Genomic DNA, 21,179 nt, shown 5'->3' with positions numbered 1-21,179 from the left:
CTCGGGGCACTGGCTGTCGTCAGGCGACAGCGGTCCCCAGGGGTGGCCCCCGATGGGTGATCGCATGACCGAGAAGGAGTTGCCCTGGTCCCCGCTCCGAGCGGGCCCGGCGCACCCGCAGACGCGGGCGGTGCGGGGTGGCGGGCAGGGCGAGCAGCAGCCTCAGCGGGGCGACGAGCCGTGCTGCGAATGCCCGCAGGATGCGGAACGCGGCCCGCTCGCCGTACGCCAGCCAGAGCCCGGTGAGGAGCGCGGCGAGCAGGTGGGCGGCGTACATCCCGAACGGCACGAGGAAGGAGAGGGCGCCGACACCGGACGAGGTCCCCATGGGGGCCGCATCGAGGGAGTCCATGCCGCTCATGTGCATGGACTCCATGTGCATCGCGCCCACCTCCTGCGCCGCCGCTGTGGGCTGCGTGAGGGTGAACGCCGTGTGCAGGGCCGTCTGGGCGAGGACCACGACGGCCACGATCAACGGCAGCCCGCGTTCACGGCCGGCCAGACACCAGCCCGCGCACCCGGTCACCGCCAGGCTCGCGGCCAGTGTCCGGCCCGGCACCTGAGCGCCGGACATGAGGACGTGGCCCAGGGCGGCGAGCAGCACACAGACGGCCGCGAACACCGCGGCCCGTACTGTGCGCGAACCCCACCCTGCTGTCATGGCGCTTCATCCTCCCATCCGGGCCCCGTCGTCACCCGTGGGTACGGAAACCCACAGGTTCCAGCTCACCGCGCCCGGCGGCTCCGTACGACGGCGAAGGCGCCGGCCGCCAGCCCCAGGACGCCCACCACCAGCCCGGCGACGCCGAGTCCACGGGCGGTGGAGTCGCTCGCGGAGGTCTTCGACCCCGCGCCCGCGTCGGCGGAGGTCTTCGACGTGGAAGCCGACGTGGCCGTGGCCGCAGTCAGCTTGAGGACCGGCGCCGGGTTCTCCGGCTCGTCGTCGCCCTGGGCGGCCTCCTCGATCCAGCGGACGACCTTTCCGTCGGAGTAGGTCTGGAGGGTCTTGAAGGTCAGCTGGGCGGTGTCGTCGGGCAGTTGGCCGAAGGCGACGTCGAAGTCCTCGTACTGGCCTGGCGCGATCTTCCCGCCGGTCCAGGTGATCTCGGAGACCGCGTCGGTGATCGTGCCGTCGTCCGTCTTGACCGGCGTCTTGAGCTTGGTGTCGGTGACCTTGGCGGTCCAGCCGTCGTGCGGGGAGACCAGCACGCCGAGCAGGGGGTGGTCGGTGGGCAGGAACAGCTGGACCTTGGTGGTGCTCGCGGTGTCGCTCTCGTCGGGCACGCGGAAGGTCAGGGCGCCGTCGGTGGCGCCCTTGGCGTAGCTGTCGGGGTGGACGGTGACATGCGCGGAGGCGACGCCCGCGGCGGTGAGGACGACGGAGGCGGCGAGGGCGGTGCCGAGGCCGGCGCGGCGCAGGGCGGTGCGTGCTGAGGACATGGGTGAGGGATCTCCGTACTGGCGGGAAAGGGTGAGGGGTCAGATCGCGTACGGGATCGTCGTGGGCGGTCCGCGCCGGTGGACCGTGTGGCGGAGCAGGAGGGGGCGGGGGGCATGCGGGCCGTCGGCGGCCGGCCGGCCGGGGTCCGGGGCCGCCGGTTCGCCGTACCCCCGCCACCAGGCCGCGAGGCCGGGGACGAGGGCGACGGCCCGGCGCAGGAGCGACCACAGGGCCGCCTCGCCGCGCCGTAGCCACCACGTCAGCAGGAGGGCGGCCGACACGTGGGCCGCGGCGGCATGCGGGGTGAGGGCGTGGGCGTGCGTGTGGGTCATGCGCATGCCGTGCATGACCATCACGGTGTGCGGGCGCGCCGCCCCGAAAGCCAGGTGCAGTCCGCCCTGGGCGGTGAGGGTCGCCCCGCCGATGGCCCCGAGTGACCGTTCCCGGCCGCCGAGCAGCCAGCCGGCCACGAACACCGGCACGAACCCGGCCGCCTGTGTCCACACCGGCGGCGCCATGCCGGTCGCCAGTGTGTGTCCCCCGGCGGCCAGCAGCACGCAGAGCGCGGCGAACACCGCCGCGCGCAGGCTCCGGACCGCAGGGGACGCCCTCATGGCGACCGATACTCCCACGTGTGGCCGTAGCCCCACCCACGGGTTCGGTCAGTAGATGTCACGCACATAGCGCTTCTCGGTGGCGAGTTGCTTCACATAGGCCGCCGCGCCCGCCTGGTCCAGGCCGCCGTGGAGGACCGCGATGTCCCGGAGCGCCTGGTCGACGTCCTTCGCCATGCGGGAGGCGTCGCCGCACACGTAGAAGTGGGCGCCGTCCTGGAGCCAGGACCACAGCAGCGGGCCGTGTTCGCGCATCCGGTCCTGGACGTAGACCTTGGCGCGCTGGTCGCGGGAGAAGGCGGTGTCCAGCCGGTCGAGGGTGCCGTCCGCCAGGAAGCCGGTCAGCTCGTCCTCGTAGTAGAAGTCGGTCGCCCGGTGCTGTTCGCCGAAGAACAGCCAGTTCGGGCCCCGGTGGCCGAGAGCCCGGCGCTGCTCCAGGAAGCCGACGAAGGGCGCGACACCGGTACCGGGGCCGACCATGACCATGGGCGTGGCGGAGTCGGCCGGCGGGCGGAAGTGCGGGGAGCGCTGGACGTGGACCGGCACCGGGGTGTCCGCGGGGGCGTCGGCGAGGAAGGGTGAGCAGACGCCTTGGCGCACCCTGCCGTGCAGGTTCTCGTAGCGCACGACGGAGACGGTCAGCGAGACCAGGTGCGGGTCGGTCAGCGGGCTGGACGATATGGAGTACAGCCGCGGCTGGAGGCGTCCGAGGACCTGTGCCCACTCCTGCGGGCCGGCCTTCACGGCGTACTCCGTGATCACGTCCACGGCTTGCCTGCCCCAGCCCCACTTGGCGAGCTCGTCCTTGTTGTCCGGGCGCAGGAGCTTCTTCAACTCCCTCGGGTCGCGGGTGTGTTCGGCGACGAACCGGAGCAGGGCGGGGGTGATCCTGGTGATGTCGAGGTGGCGCAGGAACGCCTCACCGACCGCGACCTCGCCCACGCCGTTCACGTCCATCGCGGCCCCGGCGTCCAGGCCGGTGACGGCGAGCCACTCCTCGACCAGGCCGGCCGAGTTGAGCGGCCGGATGCCGAGGGCGTCCCCGGCCTCGTACAGCAGCGGGCTCTCGCTGTCCCGGGTGTCGAAGGTGAACCTGCGGACCTCCTTGCCGGCGCCGGGCAGGCTCAGGAGGCGGTTGCCGGTGAGGCGGGCGAGGACGGGGGCGGGCTTCTTCGAACGGGGCGCGGCGACCGGGACGGCGGGCTGGGCCACGGCGGGAACCGACCGCACCGCAGTCGACGGGACCGGACTCCGCAAGGCCGAGGGCGGCCGGTCCACGCCGGGTGCCGACTCCCCCGTGTCCGACGCCGGCGTGCCGGACAGGGCGGTCAGAACCTGGTCCAGCCACCCGTGCGCCGCGTCCTCGAAGTCCGGCTCGCAGTCCGCGCGGGGGGCCAGTCGCAGCGCGCCCAGTTCGTCGAGGCGCTGGTCGAGTCGTCGGCCGTGTCCGCAGAAGTCGTCGTACGACGAGTCGCCGAAGGCCAGCACCGCGTACCGCCGGCCCTCCAGGCGGGGGGTACCGGGGTCGACCAGGGTCTCCCAGAAGCCGCTGCCGTTGTCGGGGGCGTCGCCGTCGCCGAAGGTACTGGTGATCAGCAACAGGTCGGCGCCGGGCGGCAGTTCACCGAGGTCGGCCTGGTCCATGCCGACCAGGGACGTGCTGTGGCCCACGGTGGTCAGTCGCTCGGCGGTGGCGGCGGCGAACTCCTCGGCGTTGCCGGTCTGCGAGGCCCACAGGATGACGACCTCCCGGCGCAGGAGGCTCACCGAGGACGGTGCGGCCGAGGGTTGTGTGGTCAAGGACTGTGTGCTCGTCGTCCGCGAGTACATCCCGGCGAGTGTGCCGTTCACCCACAGAGCGTGCTCGGGGCTGAACGGCGCGTCGGGCGGCAGCACCGGCACCCCGGGCGCACCGGCGGGGATCCCCGCGAGGAACCCGACCAGGTACTGGCGTTCCTGAGCGGTGAGGACGGGCGGCGGGGCCGGGTCCAGGCCGAAGACGGACGCGGCCGTGGAGGCGGCGGGAGCAAGCTCGGCGGCCTCCTGGGCAGCCGCCGGAACCGGATCCGGAACCGCCGCAGTCCCCGGAGTCCGCAGGGTCACCGGCACGGCCACCTTCGTCAGCGACACCGCGCACACCTTGAACTCCGGCTGGAACGACAGCGGATCGACCGCGTCGTTCGTCACCGCGTTGACGCTCAGATACTCCCCGAACAGGTCGTTCCAGTGGAAGGGCGCGAAGCAGCACCCCGGCCGCACCCGGTCCGTCACCACGGCCGGCAGCACGGCCCGGCCGCGCCGCGAGGCCACCTCGACGGAGTCACCGTCGACCACACCCAGGGCCGACGCGTCCTCAGGGTGCAGCTCCACGAACGGCCCGGGGTTCAGCTTGTGCAGCTTCGCCACCTTCGCCGTCTTGGTCAGCGTGTGCCACTGGTGCTGGAGCCGCCCGGTGTTCAGGACGAAGGGGTAGTCGTCGTCCGGCATCTCGGCCGGCGGGATGTGCGGCCTGGCGTAGAAGATGCCCCGCCCGCTCGCCGTGGGGAACTTCAGCGAACCGTCCTCCCCCACGTACCGGATCGGATTCCGGTCCGGCCCGTCCTCGCTCGCCGCGGGCCACTGCACCGGCGTCGACCGCAGCCGCTCGTACGAGACCCCGCGCAGGTCCCAGCCGGTCTTCGGGTTCCAGGCCCGCTTGATCTCCTCGAAGACGTCCTCGGCGCTGTCGTACGAGAACCCCTTCTCGTACCCCATCTCGCAGGCGACGGCGGCGATGATCCGCCAGTCGGCCATCGCCTCGCCGGGCGGGTCGGCCACCGCCGGTGTCAGCGTGAGGTTGCGCTCGCTGTTGACGAAGACCCCCTCGCCCTCCGTCCACAGCGCGCCCGGGAGCACCACGTCGGCGTAGGCGTTGGTCTCGGTGTCGGCGAAGACGTCCTGGGTGACGACGAACTCGGCGGCCTCCAGGCCCTCGATGACCGTGCGGCGGTTGGCGACGGAGGCGACCGGGTTGGTGCAGACGATCCAGCAGGCCTTGATCTCGCCGTCGGCCATCTTCTGGAACATCTCGACCGTGCCCTTGCCGACGCCGTCGGCGCGCAGGGTGTCCGGGGGCAGCTCCCAGAGGTCCTCGATGAAGGCGCGCTCGTCGTCCACGAGCACGGACCGCTGGCCGGGCAGACCCGGGCCCATGTAGCCCATCTCGCGGCCACCCATGGCGTTGGGCTGCCCGGTGAGGGAGAAGGGGCCGCTTCCGGGGCGGCAGATGGCGCCCGTGGCGAGGTGGAGGTTGACCAGGGCGTTGGTGTTCCAGGTGCCGTGGGTGGACTGGTTGAGGCCCATGGTCCACAGGCTCATCCACTCACCGGCCTCGCCGATCAGCCGCGCCGCCTCCCGGATGTCCTCCTCGGCGAGCCCCGTCATCCCGGCCACCGCGGCGGGCGTGTAGTCGGCGAGGAACTCCGGCATCGCCTCCCAGCCCTCGGTGTGGGCGGCGATGAAGTCGGCGTCGAGGTGGCCCTCTGCGTGCAGCAGGTGCAGCAGGCCGTTGAGGAGCGCGAGGTCGGTGCCCGGCTTGATCTGGAGGAACAGGTCCGCCTTCGCGGCCGTGGCGGTGCGCCGCGGGTCCACGACGATCACCTTGGCGCCCGCCGACTTCACCCGCTCCATCATGCGCAGGAAGAGAATCGGGTGGCAGTCGGCCATGTTGGAGCCGATGACGAAGAACAGGTCGGCGTGCTCGAAGTCCTGGTACGAGCCGGGCGGGCCGTCCGCGCCGAGCGACAGTTTGTAGCCGGTGCCGGCACTGGCCATGCACAGCCGGGAGTTCGACTCGATCTGGTTGGTGCGGACGAACCCCTTGGCGAGTTTGTTCGCCAGGTACTGGGCCTCCAGGCTCATCTGCCCGGACACATAGAGCGAGACGGCGTCAGGGCCGTGCTCGTCGATGATCTCCCGCAGCCGCCGGGCCGTCTCGGTGATCGCCGCGCCGACGGCTTCCGGCACCGGCTCCTCGCCCCGCTCGGGTCGTACCAGGGCCGTGGTCAGCCGTCCGGGCGCGGCGAGCAGGTCGGCGGTGGTCGCGCCCTTGGTGCAGAGCTTGCCGAAGTTGGCGGGGTGCTCCTTGTCGCCGGACGCCTTCAGGACCGTACGCCGTCCGTCCGGGCCGGTGCCGATGTCGAGGACCAGGCCACAGCCCACACCGCAGTACGAGCAGACCGTCCGCACCACGGGCACGCCTCCTGAGCTCAGCCGATTCGATCTCCACCGACCGTACGAAACGCCCATTACACAGATGTCTCCCGAGCCGTTCATCAGGGGTTACACCGCCCGCACACCTGACCGGCGAGTGTTGTGAGCGTCTTCGGGCGGCGGAGGGGCCCCGATCCGACGCGCCACAGATTTGGAACGGTTCCATTTCTTGAACCATTCGTGTTTGTGGGGGTAGGTTGGTCGCATGACCGCCCCCCAGCTTCCGAACACCGCCGATGAGCTGCGCGGTGCCGGCCTGCGGGTGACGGCCGCGCGCGTCGCGCTGCTCGAGACCGTCCGGGCCGGTGACCACCTCGCGGCCGACGCGATCGCCACGGGAGTGCGCGACCGTCTCGGCCACATATCGCTCCAGGCCGTGTACGAGGCCCTGCACTCGCTCACCGCGGCGGGCCTCGTGCGCCGCCTCGAGCCGCCCGGCAGCCCGGCACGGTTCGAGGGGCGGGTCGGAGACAACCACCATCACCTGGTCTGCCGGTCGTGCGGGTCCGTCGTCGACGTCGACTGTGCCGTCGGTCACGCGCCCTGCCTGACGGCTTCCGACGACCGCGGCTTCTCGATCGACGAGGCCGAGGTCATCTACTGGGGCCTGTGCCCCGACTGTTCCGCCCAAAGGCTTATTTCAGCTCCGTGATCCACCCCGTTCGGAAGGACCCCCATGTCTGAGAACCCCGACGCAATCGTCACCGACGCGAAGACCGAGGGCACCGGTGGCTGCCCCGTCGCGCACGGGCGCGCCGCGCACCCCACCCAGGGCGGCGGCAACCGCCAGTGGTGGCCGGAGCGACTGAACCTGAAGATCCTCGCCAAGGACCCGGTCGTGGCGAACCCGCTCGGTGCGGACTTCGACTACGCCGAGGCGTTCCAGGCCCTCGACCTGGACGCCGTGAAGCGGGACATCGCCGAGGTGCTGACCACCTCGCAGGACTGGTGGCCCGCGGACTTCGGCAACTACGGCCCGCTGATGGTCCGGATGGCCTGGCACAGCGCCGGCACCTACCGCATCAGCGACGGCCGTGGCGGTGGCGGCCGCGGTCAGCAGCGCTTCGCGCCGCTGAACAGCTGGCCGGACAACGGCAACCTGGACAAGGCCCGCCGTCTGCTGTGGCCGGTCAAGAAGAAGTACGGCCAGTCCATCTCCTGGGCCGACCTCATGATCCTCACCGGCAACGTCGCGCTGGAGACCATGGGCTTCGAGACCTTCGGCTTCGGCGGCGGCCGTGCCGACGTCTGGGAGGCCGACGAGGACGTGTACTGGGGTCCCGAGACCACCTGGCTCGACGACCAGCGCTACACCGGCGACCGCGAGCTGGAGAACCCGCTCGGCGCCGTCCAGATGGGCCTCATCTACGTCAACCCGGAGGGCCCCAACGGCAACCCGGACCCGCTGGCCGCGGCCCGCGACATCCGTGAGACCTTCCGCCGCATGGCGATGAACGACGAGGAGACCGTCGCCCTCATCGCCGGTGGTCACACCTTCGGCAAGACCCACGGCGCCGGCCCCGCCGACCACGTCGGCAACGACCCCGAGGCCGCCTCCATGGAGGAGCAGGGCCTGGGCTGGAAGTCCACCTACGGCACCGGCAAGGGCGGCGACGCCATCACCTCCGGTCTCGAGGTCACCTGGACCACCAAGCCCACCCAGTGGAGCAACGACTTCTTCGACATCCTCTTCGGCTACGAGTGGGAGCTCACCCAGAGCCCCGCGGGTGCCAACCAGTGGGTGGCCAAGGACTCCGAGGAGATCATCCCGGACGCCCACGACCCGTCGAAGAAGCGTCGGCCCACGATGCTCACCACCGACCTCTCGCTGCGCTTCGACCCGATCTACGGCGAGATCTCCAAGCGCTTCCACGAGAACCCGGACCAGTTCGCGGACGCCTTCGCCCGCGCCTGGTACAAGCTGACCCACCGTGACCTGGGCCCGAAGTCCCTGTACCTCGGCCCGGAGGTCCCGGCGGAGACGCTGCTGTGGCAGGACCCGCTGCCGCAGGCCGAGGGCGAGACCATCGACGCCGCCGACATCGCGACCCTGAAGGCCAAGATCCTGGAGACCGGCCTCACGGTCTCGCAGCTGGTCTCCACCGCGTGGGCCTCGGCGTCCACCTTCCGCGGCAGCGACAAGCGCGGCGGTGCCAACGGCGCCCGCATCCGCCTGGAGCCGCAGCGCGGCTGGGAGGTCAACGACCCCGAGCAGCTCGCGCAGGTGCTGCGCGTCCTGGAGGGTGTCCAGACCGCCTTCAACACCGGTGCCAAGAAGGTCTCCCTGGCCGACCTGATCGTCCTCGCGGGTGCCGCCGCGGTCGAGAAGGCCGCCAAGGACGCCGGCTACGACGTGGAGGTCCCCTTCACGCCGGGCCGCGTGGACGCGACCGAGGAGCACACCGACGTCGAGTCCTTCGCCGCCCTTGAGCCGGTCGCGGACGGCTTCCGCAACTACCTCGGCAAGGGCAACCGCCTGCCGGCCGAGTACCTGCTGCTCGACAAGGCGAACCTGCTCACCCTGAGCGCCCCCGAGCTGACCGTCCTCGTCGGTGGTCTGCGCGTCCTCGGCGCCAACCAGGGCGGCACGACGCACGGCGTCCTCACCGACCGTCCGGGCGTCCTGACCAACGACTTCTTCGTCAACCTGCTCGACCTGGGCACGACGTGGAAGTCCACCTCGGAGGACCAGACGGCGTTCGAGGGCCGTGACGCGGAGACGGGCAAGCTGAAGTGGACCGGCACCCGTGCCGACCTGGTCTTCGGCTCCAACTCCGAGCTGCGCGCGCTCGCCGAGGTCTACGCGAGCGACGACGCGAAGGAGAAGTTCGTGAAGGACTTCGTCGACGCCTGGGTCAAGGTCTCGAACCTGGACCGCTTCGACCTGGTCTGAGCGACTGAACGACACGGGGGCCGATCCGCGAGGACCGGCCCCCGTGCCATGTCTACTTCAGGCCGGCCACGAACTTCCCGAGCCGCGCGATCCCCTCGCGCAGCTCGTCGGCCGAGGCCGCGTAGGACAGCCGGACGTGCGTGTCGGCGGTACCCACCCCGAAGTCCCGCCCCGGCGTGAGCGCGACGTGCGCCTCCCGCAGCGCCCGCCCGCAGAACTCCCACGAGGTGAGCCCGGTGCCGCTGACGTCGAAGTAGACGTAGAACGCCCCGTCGGGCGGCACCGGCACCGGCAGCCCGATCTGCTCGAGCCCGTCGAGCACGAGGGCCCGCCGCCGCCCGAACTCGGCCCGCCGCTCCTCGCACACGGCGAGCGACTCGGGCGTGAAACACGCGAGCGCGGCGTACTGGGCGGGGGTGGAGGCACAGATCATGTAGTTCTGGGCCAGCCGCTCCAGCGCGGGCACCAGCGCCTCGGGCACCACACACCAGCCCAGCCGCCAGCCGGTCATCCCGAAGTACTTCGAGAAGCTGTTGATGACCACGGCTTCCGGGTCGTACGACAGCACACTGCGCGGCGGCCGCCCGTGCTCGTCGTGGTCACCGAGGTCGAGGTAGATCTCGTCGACGATCCGCCAGGCGTCCCGCTGCCGGGCGAGCCCGCAGATGGCGGCCAGCTCGTCGGCCGGGACGGAGGTGCCCGTCGGGTTGGAGGGGCTCGCGACCATGATCCCGCGAGTGCGGTCCGTCCAGTACGACCGCACGGAGGCCGTGTCCAGCTGGTACCGCGACCCGGCGCTGGTGGGCACGAGCGTGACCCGCGCCCCGAAGCTCTCGGCGATCTGCCGGTTGCAGGGGTACGAGGGGTCGGCGATGAGCACCTCGTCCCCGGGATCGACGAGCGCGGCGGCACCGAGCACCAGCGCGGCCGACGCCCCGGCGGTCACGACGACCCGGCCGGGATCGACGTCGACGCCGTGCCGCTCTCCGTAGAACCGCGCTATGGCGAGGCGCAGTTCGGGCAGCCCGAGCGCCCCGGTGTAACTCATGGGCCTGCTGCCCACGACACCGCGCATGGCCTCGATCACGGCCGGCGGCGCCCCGAAGTCCGGTTCCCCCAGGCTGAGTTTGACGACGTGCCGCCCCTCGGCCTCCAGCGCCGCGGCATGCTTGCCGAACTCCATGGCGTAGAACGGCGCGACGGACTGCGCGCGTTGCGAGATCCTCATGAGGCGGGCCTCCCGGAGGCGTGTGATCGAGGGCTCCAGAAGGGCCACGCGAGGGGGTGGTGTGTCAGCGCCATGGTGCCGCAGGAACCCGAAGCCGGGGTAATCGTGTGCCGCGGCGCCGACCGGGAAGGTGGTTGTTCGGGCTCGCCCGGCAGCCCATGACGTTCCCGGTTCATGACCAGTTCGGAGATTCGGCGTGACACTCGGCGGCACACCCGCACCCCCCTCACAGGACGCCGCTCCCGACGCGGCGGCGCGCAAGCAGCGTCTGCGCCGTCGCCTGGAGCGGCTGATCGGTGTGGCCGCCACCGAAGGCAACGACCTGGTCCCCCTGCGCAACGGCGATCAGATCTTCCCCGCGATGCTCGGGGCGATCCGTTCGGCCCGGCACACCATCGACATGATGACGTTCGTGTACTGGCGGGGGCAGATCGCCCACGACTTCGCCGCCGCGCTGGCCGAGCGAGCCCGAGCGGGGGTACGGGTGCGCCTGTTGCTCGACGGCTTCGGCGCCAAGGAGATCGAGCGGGGGTTGCTGGACCTCATGAGCACCGCGGGCGTGCAGGTGGCCTGGTTCCGCAAACCCGCGTGGCTGTCCCCGTTCAAGCAGAACCACCGCTGCCATCGCAAGGCCCTCGTCGTCGACGAGGACACCGCGTTCACCGGCGGCGTCGGCATCGCGGAGGAATGGTGCGGCGACGCGCGCAACCCTGCCGAATGGCGGGACACGCATGTCCAGGTGCGCGGTCCGGCCGTCGACGGCATCGCGGCCGCGTTCGCGCAGAACTGGGCCGAGTGCCACGACGAACTCTTCGACACCCGTGACCGCTTCACGGAACACCCGCAGGCGGGCTCCTCGGTGGTGCAGGTCGTCCGCGGCTCCGCGAGCATCGGCTGGCAGGACATGCAGACCCTCATCCGGATCATGCTCAGCTCCGCCGAGGAACGCTTCCGGCTGGCCACCGCCTACTTCGCCCCGGACGCCTACTTCATCGACCTGCTGTGCGAGACCGCCCGACGGGGCGTGCGCGTCGAGATCCTGCTGCCCGGCCCCCACACCGACCAGCGCGCCTGTCAGTTGGCCGGTCAGCACCACTACACGCGCCTGTTGCGTGCCGGTGTGCGCATCCGTCAGTACCAGCCGACCATGATGCACGCCAAGATCATCACCGTGGACTCGGTGGCCTCCCTGATCGGTTCCACCAACTTCAACCGCCGGTCCATGGACCACGACGAGGAGGTGATGCTTGCCGTCCTGGACGAGGAGTTCACCGCCTGCCTCGACCGGGACTACGAGGCGGACCTCGAACACAGTGTGGACATCGACCTTCACCGGTGGAGACGGCGCGCCGTCCGGCAACGCGTCGGGGAAGCCGCGGTCGGACCGATCCGGCGCTTCCTGTGAAACGCACGAGGCGGCAGAGTCCTGCCGTGGACGACGCAGGCGGTCGCACGGCCCGATGGTGGGCGGCGTTGCGCCGGACCCCGGTGACCGTCTGGAACGACGACGTCACGGACTGGGCCGCGGCGCTGACCTACTACGCGGTGCTGGCCCTGTTCCCGTCGCTGTTGGTGGTCCTCTCGATCCTCGGCCTGGCCCTGCCCACCGCCGAGCCGGCGGTCATCGACCGCATGGTGCAGGCCACTCCGGCCGCGTCCCGTGTTCTGCTGCGCGGCACCCTGCGGCAGATGGCCGAGCAGTCGTCGACGGCCTGGACGCTGATCTTCGTCGGAGGGACGGGTGCCCTGTGGTCGGGGTGCAGCTATCTGAGCGTCTTCCGTCGGGCGCTGTACGCCATGCACCGCATCGACGCGGACCGGCCGGTCTGGCGTACCGCTCCGCGCATCGTCGGCACGGCCCTGGTGCTGCTCGCCCTGCTCCTGGCGTCGACCCTGGCGCTGCTGCTCAGCGGCGGCCTCGTCCGGCGTCTGGCCGGTGCGCTGGATCTCGGCACCGGACCGCAGGCCGCCTGGGACACACTGCGGTGGCCGGTCATCGCCGCGGTCGCCGTCGCCCTGGTACTCGTGCTGTACCGTTCGGGCCCGGCGTGCTCCCGCCCTGTCGGCCGGATGGCGCCCGGAGGCACCTTGGCGGTGGCCCTCTTGCTGGCCGTCTCGCTCGGATTCGCCATGTACACCGCGCATGTCGGCACGTACAACCGTCTGTACGGCTCACTCGCGGGCGTCGTGGTCTTCCTGGTCTGGTTGTGGCTGTCCAACCTGGCACTGCTGTTCGGCGCCCAGTTCAACGCCGAGCTGGCCAGGCCCGGGCACCCCGGTCACGAGGGGTGAGCCGGGCCGGATCGCCCTCCCCGCCGTCAGTGGGTGCTGAGCATGCCTTCGCGCAGACGGGCCAGGAGGCGGGTGATCAGCCGGGAGACGTGCATCTGGGAGATGCCGAGGCGTTCGCCGATCTGGGCCTGGGTGAGTTCGTCGACGAACCGCCAGTGGATGATCTGCCGGTCACGCTCGTCCAGTTCGGCGATCATCGGGGCGAGCGCGTGGAAGTCCTCGACCAGTGCGAGGGCCGCGTCCTCGTCGCCGATGAAGTCCGCCAGCGCGGCCTCGCCGTCCTCGCTTCCGCTGATCGCCGCGTCCAGGGAGGCCGACCTGTATCCGTTGGAGGCGAGCCGGGCCTCGACGACCTCTTCCTCCGGAAGACTCATCAGCTCGGACAGTTCCGCGGTGGTGGGTGTCCGGCCCAGTCGACTGTGCAGTTCCTCGTTGGCGCGCGCGAGCTGGACGCGGGCCTCCTGCAGACGCCGGGGCACGTGGACGGCCCAGGAGGTGTCGCGGAAGAACCGCTTCATCTCGCCGACGATGTAGGGGACGGCGAAGGAGGTGAACTCGACCTCGCGGGTCAGTTCGAACCGGTCGATCGCCTTGATGAGGCCGATCATGCCGACCTGGACGATGTCCTCCATCTCCTCCGGACCGCGGCTGCGGAACCGGCCGGCGGCGTAGCGGACCAGGGACATGTTCATCTCGATCAGCGTGTTGCGTGCGTACTGGTACTCCGGCGTGCCCTCCTCCAGCATCGCGAGCTGGTCGAAGAACAGCCTCGACAACTCCCGCGCGTCCTTCGGCGCGACCTTGGCGGGCTCCGCGATCTCCGGAATGTCCATGGTCCGCTCTGTGGTCTGCACGGTGGTCGTCGTCATGCTGCACCCCTCCCGGCCGATCGGTCTCGTCCTCGCCGGCCCCTGGTCCGGCAGCACGCGCTTACCCCGGTTGCGGGCGCGCACACCGCGAACTCCGGGAACTTTCAGCGCCCGCTCGACTCTCCGTGGCTGCGCACGACCTCCTTCAGCTTGGCCACCGCGAAACCCCAGCCCTGCTCGACCGTCGGCTTGGCGGGAACGGCGACCTCGTCGGGGTTGGTGAGGACGTCGAGGAGGACCGGGCCCTCGGTGCGGAACGCCCGGCGCACGCTGTCCTCGAGTTCGGCGGGATCCGTCACGCGGATGCCGGGGATGCCCATGGCCTGGGCCACGGCGGCGAAGTCGGGATTGTCGAGCACGGTGCCGAACTCCGGCAGCCCGGCCTGTTCCTGTTCCAGTTTCACCATGCCCAGGCGCCGGTTGTCGAAGACGACGAGCTTGACCGGGAGGCGGTACGTCTTCAGGGTCATGAGATCGCCGAGCAACATGCTCAGCCCACCGTCGCCGCAGAAGGCCACCACCTGACGGTCCCGGTCCAGGCACTGGGCGCCCAGGGCGTGCGGCATGGCGTTGGCCATCGATCCGAGGTTGTAGGAGCCGATGAGCCGCCGCTCGCCCCGCATCTCGACGAAGCGCGAGAGCCATACCGTGGCCATGCCGGTGTCGGAGGTGAAGACCGCGTCGTCGGCCGCCACTCGGTCCACGACGGCGGCCAGCGCCTCGGGGCGGATGTCGGTCCCGCGGTTGTCCAGGGCCGAACGGACGCGTCCCACGGGCCCCTTGTCGTGTTGCGGGTCGGCGAGCCGGGCCTGGCCGTGGCGCCACCGGTCGAAGCGTTCACGCGCCTTCTCCAGGTGCGAGCGGTCGCGCGCCCCCTCGGTGCCGGCCGGCGCGGCGGTGAGGTGGCCCAGGAGGTCGCGCACCGTGGCTCCGGTGTCGCCCACGAGTCCGACGTCCACCGGGACCCGGCGTCCGATGTGGGTGGCGTCGGTGTCCACTTGGACGACCGTACGTCCCTCGGGATACCAGTCCCGGTAGGGGAAGTCGGTGCCGAGCAGCAGGAGCGTGTCCGCGTCCTGGAGGGTGGACGCCGCCGCGGGGTTGCCGATCAGCCCCGTCTGCCCCACCTGGAAGGGGTTGGCGTCGCCCTCGAAGCCCGCCTTGGCCTTCAGGGTGAGCACCATCGGCGCGGCCAGCCGGTCGGCGAGGGTGAGGACGTCGTCGCGAGCGGCGCGGGCGCCCTGCCCGACGAGCAGGGTGACGCGTTCGGCACGGTCGAGGAGTTCGGCGGCGCGACGGACGGCACAGTCGTCGGGCCGGCTGACCGGGGCGTTCAGGGAGAACCGGGCCGGCCGGTCGTCGGTGAGCTCCCGGTCGCCCAGGTCGCCCGGCACGGTGAGGACGGCCACGCCCTTGCGGCCCAGCGCGGTGCGGACGGCCGTCTCCAGCATCTGCGGGAGCTGGCCGGGAGAGGTGACGGTCGCGCGGAAGACGGCCACGTCGCTGAAGAGCGCGTCGTTGTCGACCTCCTGGAAGTAGTCGCTGCCGAGTTCGGCGAGCGGCACCTGGCCGGCGATCGCCAGCACCGGGGCGTGCGACTTGGCCGCGTCGTAGAGGCCGTTGAGCAGGTGCACGGAACCCGGTCCGACCGTGCCCATGCACACCCCGAGGGTCCCGGTGAGCTGCGACTGGGCGCTCGCGGCGAACGCGGCCGCCTCCTCGTGCCGGCACCCCACCCATTCGAGGTCCTCCGTGGCGCGGATGGCGTCCGTGACGGGGTTGAGGGCGTCTCCCACGACGCCGAAGACTTGGCGCACGCCGAGTTCGCTCAGGGCGTCCACGATGACTCGGGCAACGGTACGGGCCACTTGCGTCCTCCAGGTCGCGCGGTGCAGCGGTCGGGGTCACACGGTGAAGCGGTCGGGGTCGGCGGCCTGCCAGTCGGCCGCCCACGAGGCGGGCGGCTCGGCGAGCAACTGCCCTGGCGCGAGCCACTCGTACAGCTCCGCGTAGGAACGTTCGGTGCAGGGGTCGACGCGCCGGTGGAGCATGTGCGGACGCAGCTCCGCGGGATCGGTGACGCCCATGGACGCCATGATCTGCAGCGCGCCGGCCACGGTCGCCTCCTGGAAGCGCTGTACCCGCGGCGTCTTGTCCCCGACGTCGAGGGCGCGAGCCCGGCGCGGGTCCTGGGTCGTGACACCGGTGGGGCAGGTGTTGGTGTGGCACCGCTGGGCCTGTATGCAGCCGACGGCGAACATCATCGCCCTGGCCGCGTTGCCGTAGTCGGCACCCTGCACCATGCGTTTGACCAGATCGGTACCGGTGGCGATCTTGCCGCTCGCACCGATCCGCACCCGGTCGCGCAGACCCGCGCCGACGAGGGCGTTGTGCACCGTGAGCAGCCCCTCGGTGAGCGGGGTACCCACGTGGTCCGCGAACTCCAGCGGCGCGGCACCGGTCCCACCCTCGGCTCCGTCGACGACGATGAAGTCGGGTGCCGTCCCCTCCTCCAGCATGGCCTTGCACACGGCGAGGAACTGCCGGCGCGAGCCCACACAGAGTTTGAAGCCCGCGGGCTTGCCTCCGGACAACTCCCGCATGCGGGCGATGAAACGGACGAGTTCACGCGGGGTGGAGAAGACGCGGTGGTACGGCGGTGAGACGACCGTCCGCCCTTCCTGCACGTCCCGGACCCGGGCGATCTCCGCGTTGACCTTGGCTCCCGGCAGCACTCCCCCGATTCCGGGTTTGGCTCCCTGGGAGAGCTTCAGGGACACGCACTTGACGTGATCGTGCGCGGCCTTGTCCGCGAACTCGGCCGCGTCGAAGTCGCCTTTCTCGGTGCGGCAGCCGAAGTACCCGGTGCCGATCTCCCAGACGAGGTCGCCCCCCGGACGCAGGTGGTACTCCGACAGGCCGCCCTCACCGGTGTCATGGGCGAACCCTCCGGCCGCGGCGCCCCCGTTCAGTGCCAGGATCGCGTTGGCCGACAGCGAGCCGAAGCTCATCGCCGACACGTTCAGCAGCGCCATGTCGTAGGGGCGGGCACAGTCGGGACCGCCGATACGCACCCGCGGTGGCGTCTCGGGCACCGCACGAGGTGCCATGGAGGGGACGAGGAACTCGTAACCGGGCTGGTACACGTCCTGCTCGGTGCCGAACGGCTCTTCCGCGTCGGTGCCCTTCGCCCGCTCGTAGACGATGCTGCGCACGTCCCGGTCGAAGGGACGCCCGTCGTAGTTCCGTTCGATGAAGTACTGCTGAAGTTCTGGACGGATCCGCTCCATGAGGTAACGGGCGTGCCCCAGCACCGGATAGTTGCGCAGCACCGAGTGCCGGGGCTGCAGCAGATCCCAGGAACCCAGCAGTGCCAGGAGCGCGAGCGGGATGGCGGCGAACAGCCAGTAGGGCGAGACCCCGATCGAGGCCACGGCCGCCGCGACGGCGGCGAGCCAGGTCAGGACGATGATTCCGACGCGTGTCACTCCTGGCACGTTGCCCGAGGACGGCACTCCATGCGCCGCCCCCTCCCAAGAGCCGTCAAAAGCCCGCGCCCTCTTGGGTGATCCGGAGGTCAGGCACCCTCACTTCTCACGTTCCAAGTCGCCGCGTGCGTGCCGCTGCCCCTGGCGAGGTGTGACAGGAGGGGCAGTTCTCATCGAGGCTGGGGAAGGTCAGCCTGCAGCCGCCGTGGTCGGGGCGCTGGAAGTGCGCGAGGGTGTGGGTTCCGTCCGCACCCAGGCTCACGGGACACACAACGCCGACGCTGCGGCAGGACCGGATCCGCGAAACCAGCCCGATGAGGCGAGCGGCAGCCATCGCCCCGTACGCAGAGGCCTGCGATCCAGTGATCCAGTAGTCGCGTACGAGGTCCTACGGCCTGACATCAAGGAATCCTGGACCCGCGCGCCTCACTGCGCGGCGCCGCCGTGGCGTCGTTGGCGTCGGCTGTATTCGGTGATGGCCTGCCACAGGTCACGCCGGTCGACGTCGGGCCAGTAGTCGGGGGTGAAGTACAACTCGGCATACGTGGAGTGCCAGGGAAGGAAGTTGGAGGTGCGTTGTTCGTTGCCGGTGCGCCACAGCAGGTCGACGTCCGGCATGTCGGGGTGGGGCAGGTGGCGGGCGAAGTCGTCTTCGCCGATGAGGTGGGGGTCCATGTCGCCTGCGTGGGCTGCCTGGGCGAGGGCTGCGGCTGTCCGTGTGATTTCGTCGCGGCCGCCGTAGTTGATGCAGACGGTGAGGGTCAGGCCGGTGCGGTTGCGGGTGCGGTGCTCCTCGCGCAGGAGCGCTTGGACGAGTTCCTCGGGCAGTTGGCCGGGGTGGCCCAACCAGCGCTGGCGTACGTCGAGGTCACGGATGGGCCCGTCGTCGAGGCCCCGTCGGATCGCTTCCAGGATCGCGGTGATCTCCTCGGTGTCGCGTTTCCAGTTCTCGGTGGAGAACGCGTAGACGGTCAGGTGGCGCAGGCCGATCTCCAGGGCGCCGTAGACCATCTCGTGGACGGCGGCGGTGCCGGCGCGGTGGCCTTCCGGGCGGGGCAGGCCGCGCTGCTCGGCCCAGCGGCCGTTGCCGTCCATGATGACCGCCACGTGGGCAGGCATCCGGTCGGCCGCGATCTGCGGGGGCCGGGCGCCGGCGGGGTGCCGTGGCGGGGGCCGAAGGGTGGTGCTCTCGGCTTCAAGGCTCGGACCGCTCACGGTCACCGCGGGTCGCCGGGGTCCGGGCACGGTCAGGTGTGTCAGGCTCCAGGCCAGTTTCGACCGGATGCGGGCAGGGGCGAGGATACGGGTGCGCACCGCGAGAGACGGGCGCGGAGCGTGCCTGAGCAGGGAGTGGCCGGCCGCGTCGACGGCATCGAGCTGGGCGCGCATCAGGCAGGCGGCCGTGTCCAGCACGATGGCAGCGCCCGGGTGCATACCTGTGGTCATCGCGGGCCTGGTCACCCACTGACGGGCCAGAGCCGTCAGCTCCCGGATCAAAGCCGCTGTGGCCGTGCTCCAGTTCCCCTGCCGCAGGGCGTCCTCGGCGCCGGGGAAGGCGTCCAGGGCCTCCTGCGGCAGCAGCAGGTCGCCCCGGGCGAGGTCGGCGCCCAGGTCGGTGAGGACATCGGTGAGCTGGGCGCCGTCGATGAACCACTGGTAGTCCCGCTGCCGGTCCAGCCGGAGCGTCATCGGCGCTCCGGCCCGTTCGAACAGGTGCCGTACCTGGTCGACCCAGGGCACGATTCCCTCGCCGCACCAGGACCGCCACGCGGCCCAGTCGGCGAAGTGCCGACCGCGGGTGTCATCGCGTGTGCTGTTCATGGCGCCTCGCAGGCCGGACAGGTCAAGGCGCCATCGCAGGGCGGTGTCCACCAGGGCGTGCCGGACCGGGTCCCCGCTCGTGCCGGCCGCCAGGTCGCGTTGCAGGGCTCGGGTCCACGCGTCGACGCGGGCCGCGCGTTCGGCCGGCTCCACATCCTGTTGGTCGGCCAGGTCGTCCAGGACGCTCGCTGCCGCCCACAGGGCCCACCCGGCCGGGCGCAGCACGGCCGGCATCAGCTGGATGAGGACGTAGATCCCGGGATCGTGCTGTCGTGCGATGCGTCGGCACAGCCGGTACGCGGCCCGCAGAGACGGGTCTTCGCCGGTGGGCGGGCGGTGGGTGGGTCGCCCTCGTAGTGCCGGCACAGCGGCGTCGAGGTCTGCCGTGGCGGAGTGTGTGGTGGCGCGCATGTCGGGAGCCGGGACCTCAGTGTGCTTCCGTGCCGGACGCCTTGGCCGACGGGCCGGCAGTTTGACGCGGTGCGGGAAGGGCGGCCGTGCTGCTGCCCGGCCCGGGCGGCGCAGCGGAGGCGGTCGGCAGGCAGTTGCGGGTGCTGTGGCGGAAGCCCAGCAGGGCGACAAGGGCGGCCAGCCCGAACCAGGTGAGCTGGAGGGCCAGATGCCCGGGGACCGGGCTGGTGGAGAATCCGGCCGCCGTACTGGCCTGCATGGCCCCGTACGAGGGCAGGTAGCGCATGACCGGGTTGTCAGCCCCGGAACTCGTGATGGGGTTCTGCAGCGCGAGATCGATGATGCTGGTCATCACGATGGCGAACATCCCCTCGACTTCCCGGCGCAGCAGGGACCCGAAGACGACTCCCAGGACGCCGTAAGTGAGTCCGGCGCAGAACAGTGCGGCGGCGAGCAGGAGAGGCTGGCGGGGGGTCCAGGTCAGGCAGATGACCGCGGTGGCATAAGCGGCCACCGCCGCCGAGACCAGAGCCAGAGCGGTGACTTTCGCCAGGACGAGGTGGGCGCGGGGGTAGCCGGCCATCGCCAGGCGGCGGTCGAAGCCGCTGCCGGAGAAGGTGGCGGCGAACATCATGAAACCGGTGATCAGGGTGACGGCGTTGAGCGCTCCGCTGATCGCGGTCAGTTCGTTGCCGTGCGGGGCCAATGCCTCCCCGGTGGCGCGAAGCCGCATCCGGGCCGGGGTGTCGGGCATCGCCAGGTACGCGAGGGAGGTCCACACCGGGACGAACAGGATCACCAGAATCATGGCGAACCGGTTGCGGCCGTGTTCGAGGAGCGTGAACCGGGTCGCGACAGCGAAGCGGGTCAGGTGAAACCTCACGCGGCGGCTCCCTCCTTGTCCGCGCGCAGCGTTCCGCTGTCCAGGCGCCACAGCTCGTCCAGGCGCCCGGTGTCGTACGCCAGGTGGGAGACGACCAGGACCGAGCGTCCCGCGTCCCGCAGCCGCTCGGCCAGATCCCAGAACCGCTGGTAGGTGTCCCAGTCGAAGCCCTGATACGGCTCGTCCAGCAACAGGACCTGCGGATCGTGCATGAGCGCCAGCGTCACGTTCAACTTCTGCCGCGTGCCGCCGCTGAGAACGCCGGCCCGCTCATCGGCGTATCCCGTGAAGCCCAGCACGTCCATGATCTCTTCGGCGTAGCGCACATCGGTGAGGCGGTAGGCCGTCTGGAAGAACTCCAGGTGCTGCCGGACGGTCAGCGCGTCATTGAGGACCACGTGTTGTGGGCAGTAGCCGAACCGGCCGCCATGACGGACCGATCCACGGGTGGGCCGCAGTTCGCCGGACAGAATTTTCAGCAGCGTGGACTTGCCGGCGCCGTTCTCCCCGACGATCCCGCACAGAGTTCCGGCCCGCAGCCGCAGGTCAACGCCCCGCAAGACCACACGCCGACGGTAGGCATGATGCACATCCCTGATCTCCACGCCCGTCTCCTCCCCCCGTAGTCCTGGACCGACCGTGATCGAATGGCCTAACGCTCGCGACGCGTCACAGACACGGGGCCCCTGCCGCCGGGCGTCGGCGCCAGAGGCATACGAAGCACTTCGGACAGCCAAGCCCACGGCTTGCGTCTGGGCGAACCCGTCCACGCCGCTTGCTCAACCGGCGACCGGCGCGCGGGTTGGTCATCCAGGCCACCGGCATCATCCCCGCGGACACCGATGGAAACCTGCTCCTCGGGACGCTCGGCCGTCGGATCCTCACTGGCCTGCTCCCGCCCCGCCGGCAGCGGGTCAGCACCGCAAGGTCAAGTCACCGATGTCCCGCTACAGCGAGCGGCGTGACGACGGTCGGCCCGCCGGCGTGC

At 71.0% G+C, this 21,179-nt stretch carries 15 protein-coding genes; 4 read left to right on the top strand and 11 right to left on the bottom strand.

Annotated features, from left to right (window positions below):
* Nucleotides 1-19 precede the first annotated feature (19 nt).
* From ABZT06_RS04370 to ABZT06_RS04355, 4 genes are all read right to left on the bottom strand, one after another.
* The gene (locus ABZT06_RS04370) at nt 20-661 is read right to left on the bottom strand and encodes a hypothetical protein (protein ID WP_355734586.1); all 642 of its coding nucleotides are present in this window, start codon (nt 659-661) and stop codon (nt 20-22) included.
* Between the two features lie 65 nt (nt 662-726).
* Entirely contained in the window at nt 727-1,440 is a 714-nt protein-coding gene (locus ABZT06_RS04365) for a YcnI family protein (RefSeq protein WP_355734583.1), read from the bottom strand.
* A 39-nt stretch (nt 1,441-1,479) separates the two neighbouring features.
* Nucleotides 1,480-2,055 (bottom strand): hypothetical protein, encoded by a 576-nt coding sequence (locus ABZT06_RS04360; RefSeq protein WP_355734581.1) that lies wholly within the window; start codon nt 2,053-2,055, stop codon nt 1,480-1,482.
* Between the two features lie 48 nt (nt 2,056-2,103).
* Nucleotides 2,104-6,285, bottom strand: coding sequence for a bifunctional nitrate reductase/sulfite reductase flavoprotein subunit alpha (locus tag ABZT06_RS04355; RefSeq protein ID WP_355735523.1), 4,182 nt, complete (start codon nt 6,283-6,285; stop codon nt 2,104-2,106).
* Between the two features lie 226 nt (nt 6,286-6,511).
* On the opposite strand from ABZT06_RS04355, the gene ABZT06_RS04350 reads away from it, so the two are divergent.
* Complete coding sequence (locus ABZT06_RS04350; protein WP_355734578.1) at nt 6,512-6,958, top strand: Fur family transcriptional regulator; 447 nt, start codon at nt 6,512-6,514, stop codon at nt 6,956-6,958.
* Between the two features lie 24 nt (nt 6,959-6,982).
* The gene (gene katG / locus ABZT06_RS04345; RefSeq protein ID WP_355734576.1) at nt 6,983-9,199 is read left to right on the top strand and encodes a catalase/peroxidase HPI; all 2,217 of its coding nucleotides are present in this window, start codon (nt 6,983-6,985) and stop codon (nt 9,197-9,199) included.
* Between the two features lie 52 nt (nt 9,200-9,251).
* On the opposite strand, the gene ABZT06_RS04340 is transcribed toward katG, so the two are convergent.
* A complete protein-coding gene (locus ABZT06_RS04340; RefSeq protein WP_355734573.1) occupies nt 9,252-10,427 on the bottom strand; it encodes a pyridoxal phosphate-dependent aminotransferase in 1,176 nt (391 codons plus the stop codon).
* A gap of 196 nt (nt 10,428-10,623) precedes the next feature.
* On the opposite strand from ABZT06_RS04340, the gene ABZT06_RS04335 reads away from it, so the two are divergent.
* Nucleotides 10,624-11,832, top strand: a complete 1,209-nt coding sequence (locus ABZT06_RS04335; protein WP_355734570.1) for a phospholipase D-like domain-containing protein — start codon at nt 10,624-10,626, stop codon at nt 11,830-11,832.
* 26 nt (nt 11,833-11,858) lie between these two features.
* Entirely contained in the window at nt 11,859-12,719 is an 861-nt protein-coding gene (locus ABZT06_RS04330) for a YihY/virulence factor BrkB family protein (RefSeq protein WP_355734567.1), read from the top strand.
* Nucleotides 12,720-12,745: 26 nt separating this feature from the next.
* Here ABZT06_RS04330 and ABZT06_RS04325 read toward each other — a convergent pair whose 3' ends face one another.
* The 6 genes from ABZT06_RS04325 to ABZT06_RS04300 form a co-directional block, all read right to left on the bottom strand.
* Nucleotides 12,746-13,588 (bottom strand): RNA polymerase sigma factor SigF, encoded by an 843-nt coding sequence (locus tag ABZT06_RS04325; RefSeq protein ID WP_355734564.1) that lies wholly within the window; start codon nt 13,586-13,588, stop codon nt 12,746-12,748.
* 104 nt (nt 13,589-13,692) lie between these two features.
* Nucleotides 13,693-15,456 (bottom strand): thiamine pyrophosphate-dependent enzyme, encoded by a 1,764-nt coding sequence (locus tag ABZT06_RS04320; RefSeq protein ID WP_355734562.1) that lies wholly within the window; start codon nt 15,454-15,456, stop codon nt 13,693-13,695.
* Between the two features lie 36 nt (nt 15,457-15,492).
* Entirely contained in the window at nt 15,493-17,076 is a 1,584-nt protein-coding gene (locus ABZT06_RS04315; RefSeq protein WP_355734560.1) for an FMN-binding glutamate synthase family protein, read from the bottom strand.
* A 426-nt stretch (nt 17,077-17,502) separates the two neighbouring features.
* Complete coding sequence (gene uppS / locus ABZT06_RS04310; RefSeq protein ID WP_355734559.1) at nt 17,503-19,308, bottom strand: polyprenyl diphosphate synthase; 1,806 nt, start codon at nt 19,306-19,308, stop codon at nt 17,503-17,505.
* A gap of 16 nt (nt 19,309-19,324) precedes the next feature.
* The gene (locus ABZT06_RS04305) at nt 19,325-20,191 is read right to left on the bottom strand and encodes an ABC transporter permease (RefSeq protein WP_355734558.1); all 867 of its coding nucleotides are present in this window, start codon (nt 20,189-20,191) and stop codon (nt 19,325-19,327) included.
* Nucleotides 20,188-20,796: an ABC transporter ATP-binding protein gene (locus ABZT06_RS04300; RefSeq protein ID WP_355734555.1), complete on the bottom strand. Its 609-nt coding sequence runs from the start codon at nt 20,794-20,796 to the stop codon at nt 20,188-20,190. The genes ABZT06_RS04305 and ABZT06_RS04300 overlap by 4 nt, the downstream gene beginning before the upstream one ends.
* Nucleotides 20,797-21,179 lie beyond the last annotated feature (383 nt).

It is taken from the genome of Streptomyces sp. NPDC005483 (assembly GCF_040606035.1).
Classification (GTDB): Bacteria; Actinomycetota; Actinomycetes; order Streptomycetales; family Streptomycetaceae; genus Streptomyces.
Note: the sequence above shows the minus strand (reverse complement) of the source record. Positions and strands in the feature narration are given on the sequence as shown.